Annotated in this window: 16 protein-coding genes and 1 pseudogene; 7 read left to right on the top strand and 10 right to left on the bottom strand. The window is 64.1% G+C overall.

All coding sequences use genetic code 11. The features are described from left to right. Window positions 1-99 (top strand): annotated as a pseudogene (locus ACZBJS_RS24445) (IS5/IS1182 family transposase); the annotation flags it as partial. A 9-nt stretch (window positions 100-108) separates the two neighbouring features. On the opposite strand, the gene ACZBJS_RS24440 reads toward ACZBJS_RS24445, so the two are convergent. Both ACZBJS_RS24440 and ACZBJS_RS24435 read right to left on the bottom strand, forming a co-directional pair. Further along, window positions 109-1,146, bottom strand: a complete 1,038-nt coding sequence (locus tag ACZBJS_RS24440) for a hypothetical protein (RefSeq protein WP_463439395.1) — start codon at window positions 1,144-1,146, stop codon at window positions 109-111. A gap of 328 nt (window positions 1,147-1,474) precedes the next feature. Beyond that, window positions 1,475-1,741: a hypothetical protein gene (locus ACZBJS_RS24435; protein WP_018270931.1), complete on the bottom strand. Its 267-nt coding sequence runs from the start codon at window positions 1,739-1,741 to the stop codon at window positions 1,475-1,477. Between the two features lie 387 nt (window positions 1,742-2,128). Between ACZBJS_RS24435 and dinB the strand changes: the two genes are divergently transcribed. Both dinB and ACZBJS_RS24425 read left to right on the top strand, forming a co-directional pair. Next, the gene (dinB, locus tag ACZBJS_RS24430; RefSeq protein WP_463439394.1) at window positions 2,129-3,376 is read left to right on the top strand and encodes a DNA polymerase IV; all 1,248 of its coding nucleotides are present in this window, start codon (window positions 2,129-2,131) and stop codon (window positions 3,374-3,376) included. A gap of 114 nt (window positions 3,377-3,490) precedes the next feature. Continuing rightward, the gene (locus ACZBJS_RS24425) at window positions 3,491-3,700 is read left to right on the top strand and encodes a hypothetical protein (protein ID WP_092084574.1); all 210 of its coding nucleotides are present in this window, start codon (window positions 3,491-3,493) and stop codon (window positions 3,698-3,700) included. Between the two features lie 81 nt (window positions 3,701-3,781). Here the strand turns inward: ACZBJS_RS24425 and pyk are convergent, their stop codons facing one another. The 6 genes from pyk to ACZBJS_RS24395 all read right to left on the bottom strand — a co-directional run bounded on the left by pyk (window position 3,782) and on the right by ACZBJS_RS24395 (window position 10,269). Next, window positions 3,782-5,197, bottom strand: coding sequence for a pyruvate kinase (gene pyk, locus ACZBJS_RS24420; protein WP_463439393.1), 1,416 nt, complete (start codon window positions 5,195-5,197; stop codon window positions 3,782-3,784). Window positions 5,198-5,200: 3 nt separating this feature from the next. After that, window positions 5,201-6,508, bottom strand: a complete 1,308-nt coding sequence (locus ACZBJS_RS24415; protein ID WP_463439392.1) for a glycerate kinase type-2 family protein — start codon at window positions 6,506-6,508, stop codon at window positions 5,201-5,203. 30 nt (window positions 6,509-6,538) lie between these two features. Continuing rightward, entirely contained in the window at window positions 6,539-7,897 is a 1,359-nt protein-coding gene (oxlT, locus tag ACZBJS_RS24410) for an oxalate/formate MFS antiporter (protein WP_229190205.1), read from the bottom strand. A 65-nt stretch (window positions 7,898-7,962) separates the two neighbouring features. Beyond that, window positions 7,963-8,745 carry a fumarylacetoacetate hydrolase family protein gene (locus ACZBJS_RS24405; RefSeq protein ID WP_463439391.1) on the bottom strand — a complete coding sequence of 261 codons (783 nt, stop codon included), beginning with the start codon at window positions 8,743-8,745 and terminating at the stop codon, window positions 7,963-7,965. 5 nt (window positions 8,746-8,750) lie between these two features. Further along, window positions 8,751-9,770 (bottom strand): 2-dehydropantoate 2-reductase, encoded by a 1,020-nt coding sequence (locus tag ACZBJS_RS24400; RefSeq protein ID WP_253624013.1) that lies wholly within the window; start codon window positions 9,768-9,770, stop codon window positions 8,751-8,753. Between the two features lie 85 nt (window positions 9,771-9,855). After that, a complete protein-coding gene (locus tag ACZBJS_RS24395; RefSeq protein ID WP_463439401.1) occupies window positions 9,856-10,269 on the bottom strand; it encodes a CBS domain-containing protein in 414 nt (137 codons plus the stop codon). A 238-nt stretch (window positions 10,270-10,507) separates the two neighbouring features. Here ACZBJS_RS24395 and ACZBJS_RS24390 point away from each other — a divergent pair, with 238 nt between their 5' ends. The 4 genes from ACZBJS_RS24390 (at window position 10,508) to ACZBJS_RS24375 (ending at window position 15,161) form a co-directional block, all read left to right on the top strand. Beyond that, window positions 10,508-11,356 (top strand): IclR family transcriptional regulator, encoded by an 849-nt coding sequence (locus ACZBJS_RS24390; protein ID WP_253640158.1) that lies wholly within the window; start codon window positions 10,508-10,510, stop codon window positions 11,354-11,356. A 181-nt stretch (window positions 11,357-11,537) separates the two neighbouring features. Further along, entirely contained in the window at window positions 11,538-13,325 is a 1,788-nt protein-coding gene (gcl, locus tag ACZBJS_RS24385; RefSeq protein ID WP_168856846.1) for a glyoxylate carboligase, read from the top strand. Between the two features lie 36 nt (window positions 13,326-13,361). After that, window positions 13,362-14,147 carry a hydroxypyruvate isomerase gene (hyi, locus tag ACZBJS_RS24380; protein WP_141341031.1) on the top strand — a complete coding sequence of 262 codons (786 nt, stop codon included), beginning with the start codon at window positions 13,362-13,364 and terminating at the stop codon, window positions 14,145-14,147. A gap of 126 nt (window positions 14,148-14,273) precedes the next feature. Continuing rightward, entirely contained in the window at window positions 14,274-15,161 is an 888-nt protein-coding gene (locus tag ACZBJS_RS24375) for a 2-hydroxy-3-oxopropionate reductase (protein ID WP_253624012.1), read from the top strand. Window positions 15,162-15,305: 144 nt separating this feature from the next. Here ACZBJS_RS24375 and ACZBJS_RS24370 read toward each other — a convergent pair whose 3' ends face one another. Beyond that, window positions 15,306-17,666 (bottom strand): xanthine dehydrogenase family protein molybdopterin-binding subunit, encoded by a 2,361-nt coding sequence (locus ACZBJS_RS24370; protein WP_463439390.1) that lies wholly within the window; start codon window positions 17,664-17,666, stop codon window positions 15,306-15,308. A gap of 15 nt (window positions 17,667-17,681) precedes the next feature. Further along, complete coding sequence (locus tag ACZBJS_RS24365; RefSeq protein WP_141341052.1) at window positions 17,682-18,140, bottom strand: (2Fe-2S)-binding protein; 459 nt, start codon at window positions 18,138-18,140, stop codon at window positions 17,682-17,684. Between the last annotated feature and the right edge of the window lie 12 nt (window positions 18,141-18,152).

Below are 18,152 nucleotides of genomic sequence, written 5' to 3'. Positions count from 1 at the left end.
CTCAAGCACTTTCGCGCTATCGCGACCCGCTACGACAAACTCGCCAGAAACTTTCTCGCCGGCATCCACTTGGCCTCAGCTTTCATCTTGCTCAACTGAGGACAGGCTCTAGTTCGGCATCAGCACGACATCGATGCGGCGGCTGTTTCGCGTGCTGATGATGATGGCACCGTTACGGGTCGCAAATCTCGCGCCGACAAGGCGCGGCACCTTCTCCGTCAGCGATGAAGGCAGCGGAATCATTCCGCCGGTGATGGGATCGCCGACGTTGATCGGCGCGACAGCTGCGCCGGCCGAAGGCGCCGCCTTGATGTACTCCCTTATCAACTGAATCTCTTCACGCGAGAGACTGAGCGCGGCCTGTTCGCCTGCGCCGTCAGTCAGCTTCCTTTCCGCCTCGGCCTTGTCTTGCGCATCTTGCTGCTGGGCAGCCTCGCGTTTTGCGACTTCGACCTGTTCGAGTCTGGCGAGGCGTTCCCTCAGCGGCGCGAGCTCCCGCCGCAACGCGGCAATGTCCGACTTCAGCGAAGAGAGCTGACCAAGTGCAATCGCGGCGGCAACGCAAGCGACGACCGAGATCAGGCTGAGGCACGCCACCGCCAGCCCCGTCAATCCGCCTCGACGATCGGCACGACGATCCGGGACATCATCGGCGGATCGTCGTCGCCGCGCGGCGGCGAATTTCGGCTTGATCGTGCCGAGGAAGCTGACCAGACCGGACAGCCGCGCAGCCACCATGCGGTTCGCCTCTTGAAAGGCGCCGAATGCAGGCGCAGGGACGATCGGAGAGTGCGCCGAGGGGATGGCGGGAGCAGTAGCCGAATGACCCGCGCCGGATCGCTGGCCGTCGTCGCGGTCCTCGCGCGTCATGCCGGAGAGCTCGAGATCAACGTCGTCGGGGTGGTCGATCGCAGCATCCGCAAAGTGGCGCGTGTCGGCCGCAGCGGCGTCCAATCGCTCCGTTTCCTGTCGATCGGGTCCTTGTTCGATGCGGGCGGCTTCAAGCGAGCGCCACAGCGAGAGCCCCGAATCGGTGATCTGCAGGCCCGCGTCGTTGATCGATGCCCATCCCGATTGGAAGACGTCGGCGTCGCCAAGCTCGGACGGCCGCTTCGACTGTGTGGCTTCATCGCCGGCCGCGATCATGCGCTTGACCTCGCGGCTGACCTCGTCGATTGCGATCCGCTGCCCGGGCCTTGCGGCCAGCACACTCAAGATCGCCAGATTGAACCTCATGCGGCGCCTCGCGATGCCCCATCAACCGGCCGTGCCGCCGTTCCGCTCCCGTGCAGGCGACGTGCGAGCCTCGGCGGGGTCGAAGCGGATCAATCATGTCGGCACGGACGTCGGTCAGTCAGGGAGTCGAGCAAGTGTACCGGCTCCCCAAAGGGCAAACAATCCGGCACCAGACCTACGACAGATGGATAAGTCGCTCCGCAAACGACACGCGTCGGGATCACGTTCGCCGTGCGCCTCAGAGAAACTCGCGAAGCCTGGAGAGCTCAATCACATGCTCGGGTGACAGCACGTCGGGAACGAGGGGAGGCTGCGACTTGGTCCGGATCTCGTAGAGATGTCGCGTCTTCTCGGGCTTGCCCATGAAATCCCGAATGCATTGGTCGAGCGTTCCGTTGACGACCATATAGGGCGCGCGATCCTCTCGCCTCGCGTTGTTGAGAGAAGGCCATTTGTAAAGGTGGGCCGCAGCTTGGAAGTCCACCTGATGAGATTGGTCGGTCATTGCAAAATATCTAGCCGAAAAAGCCCTGCGCGGCAAAGTCAGCCGGCCGATGAGTGAGCCGGTGCGGCAATACGCGCAAGCTGCGTGCGGTCGTCCATCGCAGAAGCCGCCGACGTGCCGCGTCGACGCCTCGCAGCAACTCCCACTTCGATTTCCCGCGGACCGAGATCGGGGGCGATCGGGCGAAGCCGGCTGAAGGGAACGCCGGCAGATACCCTCGCGCAGTGTGGCAACGCGCGTTGACGACCTCGCTCGTTCGCGGCGCCAGCGGCCGCGACGACGCGTGCTGGATTGACTCGATTCCAAAATGTTCCTATTTTGTTCTATTGTCAATTTCCACGTCCGGAGACGGGCGGCTTCGGTCAGGTCAGGGATGAACGGGTCGAGATGGCAGCCGCAGCCACCATCCTTCATGCGGACCTGGATGCATTTTACGCATCGGTCGAGCAGCTGCTCGAGCCGTCGCTGCGTGGCAAGCCGATCGCCGTCGGGGGCGGGGTTGTGCTGGCGGCGTCCTATGAGGCCAAGGCCTTGGGAGTGCATGGCGGCATGTCGGGGCGGGAAGCGCGCCAACTGTGCCCGCAACTGGTTTTCGTCGGCGGCCATTTCAGCGATTACCAGCGGCTGGGTGACGCGGCCATCAAGGTGATCGGCGACTTCACGCCGCTGGTCGAGCGAATTTCGATCGACGAGGCGTTTGCGGACGTTGCCGGCTGCACTCACCTGTTCGGAACGCCTGCCGAAATAGCCGCGTCGATCCGGTGGCGCGTACGCAGCGAGCTCGGCCTTCCGATCTCGGTCGGCGTCGCCCGCACCAAGCATCTGGCGAAGATCGCCTCGCAGGTCGCAAAGCCCGATGGACTTGTCGTCGTTGATCCCGACGCCGAGCTGAGCTTCCTTCACGAATTGCCGGTTGAGTTGATGTGGGGAGTAGGGCCGGTCACGAGGACCCGGTTGGACGCGATCGGCGTCGCGACGATCGGTCAGCTCGCCAAACTGTCGGAACGGTCGCTGACGCACTTGCTCGGTCCGGCAGCGGGCGAGAAACTCGCCGCGCTGGCCTGGAATCGTGATCCGCGACAGCTCAAGCCACACCGGCGCGCACGATCGGCGGGAGCACAATCGGCGCTTGGCCGAAAGCCTGCGATCGAGCAAGTCATTCGGCCCACGCTGCTTCATCTCGCCGACCGCGTCGCCACGCGGCTTCGGGCGAAGTCGCGGCCCGGACGAACCGTGACGGTGCGCGTCCGTTTCGCCGACCTGAAGTCGGTGACGCGCTCGATGACGCTCGATGCGCCGGTGTGCACGACCATCGTGCTGGCCCGGCTCGCCGAGAATCTGGTGCGCGCGGCTCTTGCCGACCATCCCGGCGAGAAGATCATCTCGCTGCTGGCGATCTCGGTGTCGCATCTCGAGGAGCATTGGGATCTTGCACTGGAGCTTCCGCTCGGGCTGAAGGACGAAGCGCTTCGGCCTGGAAGTCCGACAGGGATGGCCCGCTGGGCGGCGGACCGTGCGATCGACAAGATCCGCGATCGCTTTGGCTGGGAGGCGATCGGATATGGTTCAGCGGCGCTGGAGGCGGTTCATTCGGTGCCCGACGCGTTTCGCAAGCTTGCCGAGAAAGAGCTCTAGCGTTCGCCGGTTCACGTATCCGTCACTGCATTAAGAAAAGGCAATTTGGAATCGCGCGCTTGTGAGTAGCGACCCTGTACGGCCGGCTTATTTTGAGCCCGCGGAGGGACAGCCATGAAGCACAGCGCCGAACTGATCCAGACGATGCGCGATGCGTTGGATGCGGTCATGGCAAGCGTACCGGCGGATCAATCCGTGTTCGGTCTCAAGGCCGCTGTTGCGGAATGCATCCTGCGAGCCGCAGCTCACGGCCAGACCTCGTTCGACGGGCTCGTGACGTCGGCATCCGATCAGCTTCAGTCGATCATCTCGATGCTGACCTAGGCGATCGGGAGGCGCGCGTCCGTCGCGCTCACCTTGCCGCGCGGTGCGCTGATGATGCAATCGCTCGGGCTGACGGTTCTCTCAGGGCAGCGATACGACCCGTAGATTGTTGGTCGTTCCCGCTTGTCCAAAGGGAATGCCGGCGACCACGACCAGCAGATCGCGGCTTGATGCAAACTGCTCTGCATGCGCGAATGTAGTTGCGCGCTCGACCATCTCCTCATAGCTCTGAACGTCGTCGGAAAGCACGCTGTGAGCGCCCCAAAGCAGGCACAGGCGGCGGGACACTTCGCGGCTTGGGGTGATGGCGAGGATCGGGCGGCTCGGCCGCTTGCGCGCGACGCGTGCGGCCGTGGTGCCGCTCGACGTATAGGCCACAATGGCTGCGGCGTGAACGACGGAGGCGAGATCGGCCGCTGCCGTGGCCACGGCATGCGGTGGCGTCTGCTCTTCGCCGGGCTGGGTCGCCTCGACGATCGAGCGGTACATCTTGTGTTGTTCGGTGCTGCGGATGATGCGGTCCATCATCTCGACCGCCTCGCGCGGATATCGGCCTGTCGCGGACTCCGCCGACAGCATCACGGCGTCTGCGCCGTCATAGATGGCGGTCGCAACATCGGAGACTTCCGCACGTGTCGGCGTCGGGGCTGCGACCATCGAGTCCAGCATTTGCGTGGCGACGATCACGGGCTTCACCGCGAGACGGCAGGCCCGCACCAGCTCCTTCTGGCGCCCCGGCACGTCCTCATGCGGGATTTCGACGCCGAGATCTCCCCGCGCAACCATGATGGCGTCGCACAGCTGGATGATATCGTCGATCCGTTCGAGCGCGGCCGGCTTCTCGATCTTGGCCATCAGGCCGGCACGGTCCCCGACGAGGCCTCGCGCCTCGATGATATCCGAGGGCTTCTGCACGAACGACAGCGCAACCCAATCCACGCCAAGTTTCAGGCCGAACTCCAGATCGAGGCGATCCTTCGCGGTCAGCGGTGAAAGATCGAGGACCGTACCCGGCAGATTGACGCCCTTGTGATTCGAGATCGTGCCGCCGACGATCACCTTGGCTTCGATGAAATCGTCACCGAGCCCGGTAACGCGAACGCGGACCCTGCCGTCGTCGATCAGAAGGTCATGGCCGGGGGCAACGGCGGCAAAGATCTCCCGATGCGGGAGGGGAATTGCGGTTCGGTCGCCTTCCGATCCGGACAAGACGAACCGAATGGTCTCTCCGGCCATTGCGGTGATCTTTCCATCGCGCAAGGTGCCGACGCGGATCTTCGGGCCCTGGAGGTCCATCAGGATGCCGATCGGCCGGCCGACGTCCTGTTCCAGCTTTCGGATCGCCGCGTGAATGCGTGCGTGATCGCTCTGCGTTCCGTGACTGAAGTTCAGGCGGAACGTATCGACGCCAGCCAGCAGCAGCGCCTCGAGCATCTCGGGGGAACTGCTTGCTGGACCGACGGTTGCGACGATCTTGGCGCGTCGATGACGGCGCATGGGTCACCTCATTGCTGGCTTGATTCCCGGCTTGCCGGCTGCAATCAGCACGGCGCGGATATCGTTGACATTGGTAAGCGTTGGCCCGGTGCGCACGAGGTCTCCAAGGCGGTCGAAGAACGTGTAGCTGTCATGAGCAGCCAGGTACGCTCGTGCGTCAAGCAGATTCGCGGCGGCGCGCCGCAGCGTATCCGGACCGATCAAAGCGCCAGCCGCATCTTCCGTTCCATCAATTCCATCGCTGTCGCCCGCAACGGCCCAGATATCGGATGCGCCGGACAGGGCGACGGCAAGCCCCAGCAGGAATTCGGTGTTGCGGCCGCCGCGTCCCGCCGGCCCGCGCCCGATCGTCACCGTCGTCTCGCCTCCGGACAGCAGTACCGCGGGGGCAGGGCCCGGCTGCGCATGTCTCGCGACCGACCGGGCGATGCCGGCCATCACGGTTCCGAGTTCCCGTGCCTCGCCCTCGATCGCGTCTCCAAGGATGATCGGCGTCAGGCCTTCGTCCCGGGCGGCGCTGGCCGCAGCGTCAAGCGCATGGAATGGAGCGGCAAGGATGCGGACATCAGCATCGATCTCGCCGGGCTTGGGTGTCTCGTCCGCTTGTTCGAGCACAAGCCGCGCCGCTTCCGGCAGGTCGATTGCAAAGCGGCCAACGATCTCCAGCGCAGCGGCTTTCGTGCTGCTGTCCGGCAGCGAGGGACCGGAGGCAATCGCCGCGGGATCGTCGCCGGGAATGTCTGAGATCACAAGGGTCGTGACGCGGGCGGGACGGGCGGCCAGCGCCAGCCGACCGCCCTTGATCGCGGACAGATGTTTGCGGACGACGTTCATCTCGGCAATCGTCGCGCCGCTTGCAAGGAGTGCCCGGTTGACCGCCTGCTTGTCGGCGAGAGTCATCGGAAATGCCGGCAGGGTCATCAGCGCCGAGCCACCGCCGGACATCAGGGCGATGACGAGATCGTCTGCAGAAAGCCCCTCGACGGCGCGCAGCATGCGAAGGGCCGCGGTCCTGCTCGTGTCATCCGGCACGGGGTGAGACGCTTCGAGCACTTCGATACGGCCGGCTGGAACCGAATGGCCGTGGCGCGTGACGACGACGCCGGAAAGCGCGACGTCAGGCCATGCCGCGTCGAGGCCCGCAGCCATTGCCGCCGACGCCTTACCCGCGCCGACGACGATGCATCTGCCCCTCGGCTTTGCCGGCAGGGCGTCGGCAATCGTGATCCTCGGATCGGCGCTCGCGATGGCGGCGTCGAAGATTCGCCGCAGGGCGGTCCGAGCCCGCACATCCGTCCATCTGTCGTTCAATCGCTTGCGCTCCGGCCGATAGGTCTCTTGTTATGGCGCCTTCTCGAGACGGTCGTAAGACATGGGTGCCTCAAGTCGACCGCCTTCACCGGGAAAGACCTTTGCGCGAGCGATTGCGGCACTTGCCGTCGCTTCACTGCCGAGAATGAACGCGCGCCGCATCGGCTTGATCAGGAACAACGCGGTGAGGGCAGCGGTCGCATTGAGTGCAACCGCGACGATGAACACGGCCTGCCAGCCGAGCTGGGAAGAGATGATGCTCGCGAGCGGCACGAGCAGCGCCGCCGTGCCCTTCGCCGTGTAGAGCATGCCGTTGTTGGTGGTTGCATATTTGGCGCCGAACGTGTCGCCCGACGTCGCGGGAAACAGGCTGTAGATTTCGCCGAAGACGCCGAAATAGATCGCCGTGGCCAGCACGAAGACAACCGGAATGTGACCGTAGGTGGACAGCGTCAGCAACATCAGCGCCGCTGTCGCGAACGCGATGAACATCGTGTGCTCGCGCCCGATATTGTCGGAGACCCAGCCAAAGAGCGGACGGCCGAAACCGTCGAAGACGCGATCGAGCGAGATGGCAAACGTCAGTGCCGCCATCTGGAAGCCCGCCAAGGTGACCGGCGTGTCCGCGATCTTGAAGTCATGGGCGATCGGCCCGATTTGCGCGGCGGTCATCAAGCCGCCGGAAGCCACCATGACGAACACCACGTACATGACCCAGAAGACCGGGGTGCGCAACACCTGGGGCGGAGTGTAGTCGATCGCACTCTGCGGCAGATTGAGACGCTTTTTCCTGGGTGCTTCGACGCCATGTGGTGGCCGGACGAACCAGGCCAGCAGGATGACGATGAGGCCTTGTCCGATCCCGAAGGTCAGGAAGGTGCTCTGGTAGCCGCTGGCGGCAATCATGTTGGCGATCGGTACGACGGTGAGGGCCGCACCGGCGCCAAACCCGGCGGCGGTTGCTCCTGCGGCCAGGCCGCGCCGGTCCGGAAACCATTTCAGGGCATTGCCGACGCAAGTGCCGTAGACGGCGCCGGCACCGATGCCCGCGACGACAGCTGCCGCATAAAGCGTGACGAGAGAGGAGGCGTATGAGTTCATGATCCAGGCCAACCCGATCATCAGCCCGCCGAACATGATGACGATGCGGGGGCCGTATTTGTCCACGAACCAGGCCTCCACCGGCACAAGCCATGTCTCCGTCATCACGAAAATCGTGAAGGCGAGCTGGATGGCCGGACGGCCCCAGTGAAACTTCGCGTCGATCGGATCAACGAACAGCGTCCAGCCATATTGCAGGTTGGCGATCATCGCCATGCAGACGATGCCAATCGCCAGTTGCAGCCAGCGGAAGCCGCCGGGCGATGATGCCGGGTTGGTGGAGATCATGTACGCTCCTAAGGCAGATAATCGTCGTTTGGGCCGGCTGCGTCGGGTTGTCGTCCCGCCGCAGCCTACTGACGGAATTCGTTGGTCAACTCGCCGATTCCGTCGATCGCGACGGTGACCGTGTTGACGGGCTCCTTCATCACCCCGACGCCAATCGATGTCCCGCAGCAGATCAGGTCGCCCGGCAACAGCGTCATGTCGTGCGAGATCTTGCTGACCAGCGTCTGTGCGCTGAAGATCATGTCCGCGATCGGGTAGTTCTGGCGCTCGACGCCGTTCAGGATGGTGCGCACCACAAGGCTTGCGGGGTCGAGGCCTGAGGCAATGACGGGACCGAAGGGTCCATATCCATCGAAGCCCTTGGCCCGTGCCCATTGCGGGAAGGTCGGGTCGCGATTGAGGATGTCCGCGGCGGTGACGTCGTTGGTGCAGGTGTAGCCGAAGATAAAGGCGTCGGCCTGTTCGGGCGCGACCGCGGTGCAGCTCTTGCCGATGACGATGCCGAGCTCGCCTTCGTAGGTCGTCTTGCCATCATAGCCCAAGGGGCGCGTGATGATCGCGCCAGGCGTGGTGACGCTGGTCGGCGCCTTCAACAGGTACAACGGTTCGGCGGGCTCAGGTGATTTCAGCTTCTCCGCAAGCGCGTGAAAATTGTTCCAGAGCGCGATGACCTTGCTCGGTTGCGTCGGGGCGAGCAGCTCGACGTTGTCCAGCGCCAGCGTTTGTCCAGTCGGTCGCATGTCGCCGAACATGTCCCCTTCGTGCACGGAGATGCCGGATGGAATGAGTTGCCCGAAGCCGATTTCGGCATGGTGGCGGAAGCGGACCCAGCGCGTAACATTGCTCATCGGGATCACGCCACCGCCAGCGTTTCTGCTGCTGCGGCGCCCGCCGCCCCGTCATAGAGGCCGGCCAGCCTGGTGCGCTGCGCGACCAGGGCCAGCACCGCATCGAGGGCGGGCGTCGCGATTCCTGTCATCCGGCCCATCTCCTGCACCACGGTGATCAACGGATCGATCTCGACCGGACGTCCGCGCTCGAGATCCTGCAGCATCGAGGTCTTGTGCGCGCCGACCTTGCGCGCACCTTCGATGCGGCGTTCGACATCGACCCGAAACTTGACGCCGAGGCTTTCCGCGATCGCCTGGGCCTCCAGCATGATCGCCCGGGACAGCGCGCGCGTGCCCGGATTGCTGCAGATCACGTCGAGCGTCGCGTGGGTGAGGGCGCTGATCGGGTTGAAACAGACGTTGCCCCACAGCTTGAGCCAGATCTCGTCACGGATACGGTCGAGGACCGGAGCTTTCATGCTCGCGGCCACGAACAGCTCGGAAAGTTTCTGGACGTCGGATGTGATCTCGCCGGAGGGCTCGCCCAGCGGAAAGTTGTTGCCGTAGACATGGCGGATCACGCCGGGCGCCTCGATCTCGGTGGCGGGGTACACCACGCAGCCGATCGCGCGCTCGGGACCGAGCTCGTTCCACTGCTGACCGCCAGGATCGATGCTCTCGAGCGTCGATCCTTCGTGCCGACCACCGTGCTTGTGGAAATACCAATAGGGAATGCCGTTGACGGCGGTGACGATGCGGGTCCGATCGCCCAGCAGCGGCCGCATGGGCTCGATGACACCGGTGATCGAATGCGCCTTGAGGCAAATGATGACGTAATCCTGCTCGCCGAGTTCGGCGGGGTTATCGGTGCAGCGAGGATGCACGACGCGCTCCTCGTCGCCGATCAGGAGTTTCAGGCCGTTCTGCCGCATTGCGGCGAGATGCGCACCCCGCGCGACCAGGCTGACATCGGCACCAGCACGCATAAATTCGACACCGAGATAGCCGCCGATCGCGCCGGCGCCGTAGATGCAGATTCTCATTCGATCCTCGCAAGCAGAGTGGGGACACAGCAGGAGCCGCAGCGGCTCGAACCGAGTAGCGTGGCAATGGCCTTGGGCAAGTCTGTCAGGCCGCGCAGGCGGTTTCCTCGAAAGCAAGGGTGATGTCCCGCATGCTCACGACGCCGACGAGCCGGCCGTTGTCGATGACGGGGACATGGCGGATTCCATGACGGGCCATGAGGCGCTCGACATCCGTGAGCGCATCTTGCGAATTGCAGGACAGCAGCGGCCGCGGCGAGATGAATTGCGCGACTTTCATCGCAAGACCATTAGTGCCGCGCTCGGCGATCACAGCGACGACGTCGCGCTCGCTGAACATCCCGATCACGGCGGCGTCCTTGCTGCGCGAGGCGTTCCTGACCACGAGGGCGCCGACATTGCTCGCGTACATCAGGTTCGCCGCAATGCTCACGGTTTCGTTCGAGCCGATCGTCACCACGTGCGCATTGTTGGCGCGAAGGATGTCCCCGGCGTACATGGCATCGTCCTCCCGGTTGCTTGATTTGGTCGTTGTGAAGCGATCGTGGTATACATTATCCCAGAAGTCAAACAAAAGAATCGAGCCATTTGCCAAGAATAATGGCAAAAATACTGACCTATTCGCGAGTGTTGTCGCCTTGACTCCATGGCCTTTTGGTATGCCATATGCCAATTCTGAAGCTCGCTCTCGACGGGCAATTTCGTTCTGAACCGCAACCGGTTAGGGGCAGGTCGTGATGAAAAGAGAGCCGATCCGGCGCAAGCCGTCCGATCCCGATCTTCGCGCGCAACCGGAGCTGGACGCGCGCGACGGCGGTGTTCAGTCCGTTGATCGCGCCATGCAAATCCTGGAGACACTTGCAGAGGATGATGAAGGCTATCGGCTGACCGATCTGGCGATCCGCACCGGCCTGTCTCCCTCGACCGTACATCGGCTGCTGACCACGCTCGAGAACCGCAGGTTCGTTCAATTCGACCGCGACGAATCCAAGTGGCACATCGGCGCGCAAAGCTTCGTGGTCGGCTCGACCTTCGTGCGCCGGCGGAATTTTGCCGCGCAGGCACTGCCTTATCTGCGCAAGCTGCGCGACCAGACCCGGGAAACGGCCAATCTTGCCGTGGTCGACGATGAATCCATCATCGTCGTGTCCCGCATTGAAAGCCGTGAGATCATGCGCTCGCTGACCAAGGTCGGCGGACGCGTCGCGATGATCGCCTCGGGAGTGGGCAAGGCGGTGCTGGCTACCTATTCCGATGCAGACGTCAACGCGATCATTCGCCGTCAGGGCATGCCGCGGCTGACGGAAAAATCGATCGTGCGGCCCGGCGAGTTGTTCAAGGAATTGGAGAGCGTGCGGCGTCAGGGTTATGCGGTGGATGATGAAGAGGCGCGCCTCGGCCTGCGCTGCGTGGCCGCGGTCGTCTTCAACGATTGCAACGAGCCATATGCCGCAATCTCGGTATCCGGCATGGCGGACAGGCTGACGAACGAACGCTTGCCCGAGATCGGTACGATCGTGCATCGGATCGCAGCCGAACTCACGGCCGAACTTCGCGGGAACCGCACGCAGCAAGCGCAGGCGTAGGGCGGGCTGCAATTCCGTCCGCAACAATTTCCATTTCTACGCTGACGCTAATCGTTTGAAGACGCGCAAGAAATCGCGAGCGTTGCCACAGCGCGGAAATTCCAATCGATTGCGTTGAGATCGATGCTCGCGGGCCTGATGATCCTGCTCAGGCCAACTCATAGCGAAGCGGGATCATCACATGAAGATGCGAGCAGTCGATGCAGCAGTGCGCATTCTCCAACGCGAAGGGATCACGTGCGCATTCGGCGTTCCCGGCGCAGCGATCAATCCGCTTTACTCCGCACTGAAGCGCAACGGCTCGATCCAGCATATTCTGGCGCGGCACGTCGAAGGCGCCTCGCATATGGCGGAAGGCTATACCAGGGCGAAGGCGGGCAATATCGGCGTCTGCATCGGCACATCGGGTCCGGCCGGCACCGACATGATCACCGGCCTCTACTCGGCGATCGCTGATTCCATTCCGATCCTCTGCATCACCGGTCAGGCGCCGCGGGCGCGGCTCTACAAGGAGGATTTCCAGGCCGTCGACATCGAGTCGATCGCAAAACCAGTGACGAAATGGGCCGTCACCGTGCGCGAGCCGGCGCTGGTGCCGCGCGTGTTCAGCCAGGCTTTCCATGTCATGCGGTCGGGGCGGCCGGGACCGGTGCTGATCGACCTTCCGCTCGATGTGCAACTGGCCGAGATCGAGTTCGACGACGAGACCTATTCACCGTTGTCGGTCTACAAGCCGACGGCGACGCGCAAGCAGATCGAGAAGGCACTCGAGATGCTGAACGCCGCGGAGCGGCCGCTGATTGTGGCCGGCGGCGGCGTGATCAACGCCGATGCATCCGAGCTGCTGGTCGCCTTTGCCGAAGCGGTCAACGTTCCGGTCGTTCCGACGCTGATGGCCTGGGGCGCTATTCCTGACGATCATGCGCTGATGGCAGGCATGGTCGGCTTGCAGACCAGCCATCGCTACGCCAACGCCACGATGCTCGAATCCGATTTCGTGCTCGGCATCGGAAATCGCTGGGCCAACCGGCATACCGGCTCGATCGAGACCTACACGAAGGGCCGCAAATTCGTGCATGTCGACATCGAGCCGACGCAGATCGGGCGGGTCTTCAATCCGGACCTCGGTATCGTCTCCGACGCCAAGGCCGCGCTGGAAATGTTCGTGAGCGTCGCCAGGGAGTGGCGGAAGTCCGGGAGGCTGCGCGATCGGCAGGCCTGGCCCGCCGCCTGTCGCGACCGCAAGCGTTCGATGCTGCGCAAGAGCCACTTCGAAAACATCCCGATCAAGCCCCAGCGCGTCTACGAGGAAATGAACAAGGCCTTTGGCCGCGACACCTGCTACGTGACCGTGATCGGATTGTCGCAGATCGCTGGGGCCCAGTTCCTCAACGTCTACAATGCGCGCAACTGGATCAACGCCGGGCAGGCCGGTCCTCTCGGCTGGACACTGCCGGCCGCGCTTGGCGTGCGTGCCGCCGATCCCGACCGCGACATCGTCGCGCTGTCGGGTGACTACGACTTCCAGTTCCTGATCGAGGAGCTCGCGGTCGGGGCGCAGTTCAATCTGCCCTACATCCACGTCGTCGTGAACAATTCATATCTCGGCCTGATCCGGCAGGCGCAGCGCGGCTTCGACATGGACTATCACGTCCAGCTCTCGTTCGAGAACATCAACGCGCCCGAGATCGGCGGTTACGGCGTCGACCATGTGGCCGTCGCAGAGGGTTTGGGCTGCAAGGCGATCCGGGTCACCGATCCGAACGACGCGCAGGCGGCGTTCGCAACCGCACGCGAGCTGATGGCGAAGCATCGCGTGCCCGTGGTGGTGGAGTTCATTCTCGAGCGAGTCACCAATATCGCGATGGGAACGGAGATCGACAACATCGTCGAGTTCGAAGAGGTGCTCGATCTTCCGCTCGATGACGTGCCGAGCGCATCACGATCCGGCACGCTGTTGCCGGCCTGACCACATCTTTCATCGCTTCAAGCGGAGATACGACCCGTGCCTCAATTTGCCGCCAATCTCACCATGCTCTTCAACGAGCTGCCGTTCCTCGATCGGTTCGCGGCCGCCAAGGCGGCCGGCTTCAACGCAGTCGAGTATCTTTTTCCTTATGACTTCGAAAAGGGCGCGTTGCGGGAGGAATTGGCGCGCTGTGGGCTGACCCAGGTGCTGCACAATCTTCCAGCCGGCAACTGGGCCGCCGGTGAGCGTGGCATTGCGATCCTGCGCAATCGGGTCGATGAATTTCGCGACGGCGTGGTGCGCGCGATCGACTACGCAAAGGCGCTGGATTGCCGGCAGCTGAACTGCCTGGTCGGCATCGCTCCAGCCGATACGGATAGGGCGGACCTGCAGGAAGTCCTCGTGTCCAACCTGCGCTTCGCCGCAGGCGCGCTCGCCCAGCATGGCATCAGGCTCCTCGTCGAACCGATCAACACGCTCGATATTCCCGGCTTCTTCCTGAGCCGTACGGAACAGGCGGTGCAGCTCATTTCCGAGGTTGGCTCATCCAATCTGTTCATCCAGTACGACATCTATCACATGCAGATCATGGAAGGTGATATCGCGCGGACCCTGCAGAAGCATCTCGGCCGGATCGCGCATGTCCAGCTCGCCGACAATCCGGGCCGTTATGAACCGGGAACCGGCGAAATCAACTACTGCTATCTGTTCAAGCATCTCGACAGCATCGGGTATCGGGGCTGGATCGGGTGCGAATACAAGCCGCGGACGACCACGCTCGAGAGCCTGGGCTGGCACGCCGCACAGACTTTCGTGACCTAGAGCCTGTTCCGTTCCGATTGAATCGGGACGGAGCTCTGGAATTTTATTTAACGCGGTTTCTTCACGCGAGCCGAGAGTCGCTCGTCCGGAAAAACGCCTTCATCCGGCTGACAGGGAGCAACGACAATGAAAGACATCGGATTCATCGGACTTGGCACCATGGGACGTCCGATGGCCGGCCACCTCCTGGCTGCCGGTTATCGCCTGTTCCTGCACGACGTCGTACCTGTTGCGCCTGAGTTGATCGCGGCCGGCGGCATCGCTTGCGAGTCCGCCAAGCAGGTGGCGCAGGAGTCGGACGCCGTGATCATCATGGTACCGGACACCCCGCATGTCGAAGCCGTGCTGTTCGGTCAAGGCGGCGTCGCGGAGGGCATCTCCAAAGGCATGATCGTGACGGATATGAGCTCGATCTCTCCGCTGGCGACGAAGGAGTTTGCACGCTGGATCGATGCGCTCGGGGCCGATTATCTCGACGCGCCGGTCTCCGGCGGCGAAGTTGGTGCAAAGGCGGCCAGCCTGACCATCATGGTTGGCGGGCGGGAGCGGGCGTTCAATGCGATGAAGCCCCTGTTTGAAACGATGGGAAAGAATGTCACGCATGTCGGCGGCAACGGCGACGGCCAGACCACCAAGGTTGCGAACCAGATCATCGTGGCGCTGACCATCGAGGCGGTGAGCGAGGCGTTGCTGTTCGCCTCCAAGGCCGGGGCCGACCCCGCATTGGTGCGCCAGGCGTTGATGGGCGGCTTCGCGTCGTCCCGGATCCTCGAAGTGCACGGCGATCGCATGCTGAAGCGCAATTTTGATCCGGGCTTCCGCATTGAGCTGCATCAGAAGGACCTCAACCTCGCGCTGGAAGGGGCGCGCGCGCTTGGCTTGTCGCTGCCAGGCACTGCCGCAGCCCAGCAGCTGTTCAACGCCTGTACCGCCCTCGGCGGCAAAAGCTGGGACCATTCCGGCATTCTGAGAGCGCTGGAGGTCATGGCGGGCCACGAGGTCGCGGCTGCCTGAGCGCCGCGGAGGGGAATGGACGAAAATATCGTGGGCCTGGTTGGTGCGGGGACGGTAGCGCCTACCTGCCACGGATCAGGCGCCTGGCGCCCAAGCCGGTCGCTCAGCGTTCGGATCGTTTGCTGGGCATTTTTTCTGATGTCCCTAGGGCCACTGGTGAGGACGAACAAGGTTGTCCGCCCACACCTCGGCAATGTGAGACAGTGCCAGACCCGGCTTGCGCTCGAGCAGAAGCTCGAGCACGCGCGGCGGCGTTAGGGGTAATTCCTGCACCCGCTTTCCTGTCGCGTTGGCAACGGCGCAGGCGACGGTGGCGCCGACATTGAGGATCGGCACCTCGCCGGCGCCCTTGGTGCCGAGCGGCCCCACCGACGCCGCACCCTCATAGAGGCTGATCTCCACCGGTACGACGTCGAGCGCAAGCGGTACGCGGTAAGTCTCAAAGCCGCTTTGACTGACACGGCCATTGCTGCCGATCGTCACCTCCTCGTGCAGGGCGTAGCCCAGGCCCTGCACGACGCCGCCCTGGATCTGGCCGTGGATTGCGCGTGGATTCAGCGCACGGCCGACGTCCTGGACCACGCGATAGCTTAGCACCTCGACATGCCCGGTCTCCGGATCGACGGCGACCTCGCAGTCGTGGACGGCGAAGACGGGGATGTCGATCGCGTCGATGAAATGACCGGCAACGCAACCGGGCATCGCCGGCACGCCGGCGCCGGTGAAGGCGCCGGTGCCGGCGACCGGTCCGCCCAGCGCTTGAGCGCGGGTCGCGACCTCCGCGACGGTGCGGCCGGAGCCCGGCGCGCCCGCGATCTCGATCCGACCATCGCGCATGACGAGATCGCCGGGCGCGGCTTCGATCATCTCGGAGGCGATCCTCAAAAGCTTCGTGCGCACCTCCTGTGCCGCCGACAGGCTGGCGGCGCCGAGCGAGACGGTGGTGCGGCCGCCACCGACGCCGACATCATAACCGGCCGCATCGGTATCGGCGGCGCGGACGATCACCTGCTCGGGCGCGATGCCGAGCGTGCTGGCAACGATCTGCGGCAGGCTCTGCATCATCGAGCCGGAGCCGATCTCGACACCCGACGTGACCAGGGTCGCCGTGCCGTCGGCATTCATGTTCACCGTCGCGGCGGACGGGCCGACGAAGACGAACCAGGTGCCGACGGTGGTCGCGCGTCCAAGGAGCTTGCCGTCGGTGCGCGCCGGCAGCGGCGCAGCCGCGTCGCGCAACGTATCCATCCGGTCGAGCATCGGGCCGAGCACATCGCCTTCGAATACCTGGCCGGTGGCGCCGAGATCCTTGTCGCCGAGCACGTTGCGGCGCCGGAAAGCAAGCGGATTCATTCCGATCCGCGCTGCGATCTCGTCGGTGTGCCGCTCGAGCGCGAAGGTGTTGTAGACGCCATTGCAGCAGCGGAACGCGCCGTTCGGCGCCGTGTTGGTATAGACCGCGCGCGAGACCATGCGCACGCTGCCAAGCCTGTAGTTTCCGCCGAGCGTGTGTGCGGTCATGGTGGTCAGGAAGATCTGTTCGCCGCCATAGGCGCCGCAGTCCATCAGCACGACCGCCTCGCGGCCCACGATTTCTCCGTCGCGCGTCACCGCCGAGCGGATGCGAATATCGGCGTTCTCGCGGAACAGGCAGGTCAGCATCTCGTCCTCGCGGGAATTGACGAGGCGAACCGGCCGGCCGCTGGCGCGGGCGAGGAGGGCGGCGAAGGGCTCAACCGCCAGATCGAATTTGAGACCGAAGCCGCCGCCGACCGGCGGCACAGTGACGCGCACTTGCGATGCCGGCACGCCCAACGCGCGCGCGGTTGCATTGCGGACGCTCCAGGGAACCTGCGTCGACGTCTCGATATGGAAGCGGCCGTCCTCGTAGCTTGCGACGACCGCACGCGGCTCGAAGGCCACGTGGTTCTGCCGGCCGACGCGATAGAAACTTTCGACGATCTCGACGTCAGGCCGCGCAAAGGCGGCGTCGACGTCGCCGCGAACGACGGTCGCCTCCCAGGCGACATTGCCCGCACGCGCGCCGCCTTCGAGCAGCACCTCATAGCTGCGCCAGTCCGGATGAACCAGCCGCGCATCTGGTGCCAGCGCCTCCGCCATGGTCAATATTGCGGGGAGTTGCTCGATTTCCACGTCGATCGCCGCGAGCGCGGCCTGCGCCTGCGCCAACGTGACGGCTGCGACCGCGGCAAGCGGTTCGCCGTCGTAGCGAATGACATCGCGGGCGAACAGCGGGTGATCGGCGATGCCGATGCCGATCATGCCGGGCGCATCCGACGCCGTCACGATCGCACGTACCCCCGGCATGCGGGCAGCCCTCGACGTGTCGAGGCGAATGATCCGGCCCGAAGGCAGGCCGGCACGCAGCACCGCGGCGTGCAGCATGCCGGGCAGATATCGATCGATGGTGTAGCGCGTACGGCCACGCAGCTTGTCGGCGGCGTCCCGCCGGCGCAAATCCATCGTCGCGGAAACGTCGGACATGCTTGCGTCTCCCGATTATGCGTCGGCCAAGGCGAGCAGCGTCGCCTCGACGATGCGTTCGTATCCCGTGCAGCGGCAGATGTTCCCGGTGAGTGCGGCCCGGATATCGTCACGGGTGGCGTCAGGCCGGGTCGTCAAGAGATGCGTCAGGCTCACCACCATGCCGGGAAAGCACATGCCGCATTGGACCGCATCGCTGGCCTCGAGGGCCGCCTGGATGCGGTTCAGTTCGCCGTGAGGCGCAAGGCCTTCGACGGTGCGGATCTCGCGGCCATCGGCGAGCGCGGCGGGCAACAGGCACGATGGCGTCGGCTCGCCGTCGACCAGCACCATGCAGGCACCGCAAAAGCCTTCGCGACAGACCGGTTTCGCGCCGGTCAGATGCATCTCCTCACGCAGAATGTCGATCAGCGGCGTGGCGGGGTCGGCCACGGAAGAGAGGCGATCACCGTTCACTGTCAAGTTGAATCCCATGTCGATCCCCAC

The sequence above is a fragment of the Bradyrhizobium sp. KZN70725 genome, assembly GCF_055264925.1.
The sequence above is the reverse complement of the archived record's forward strand: the minus strand, read 5'-3'. Positions and strand labels throughout refer to the sequence as shown.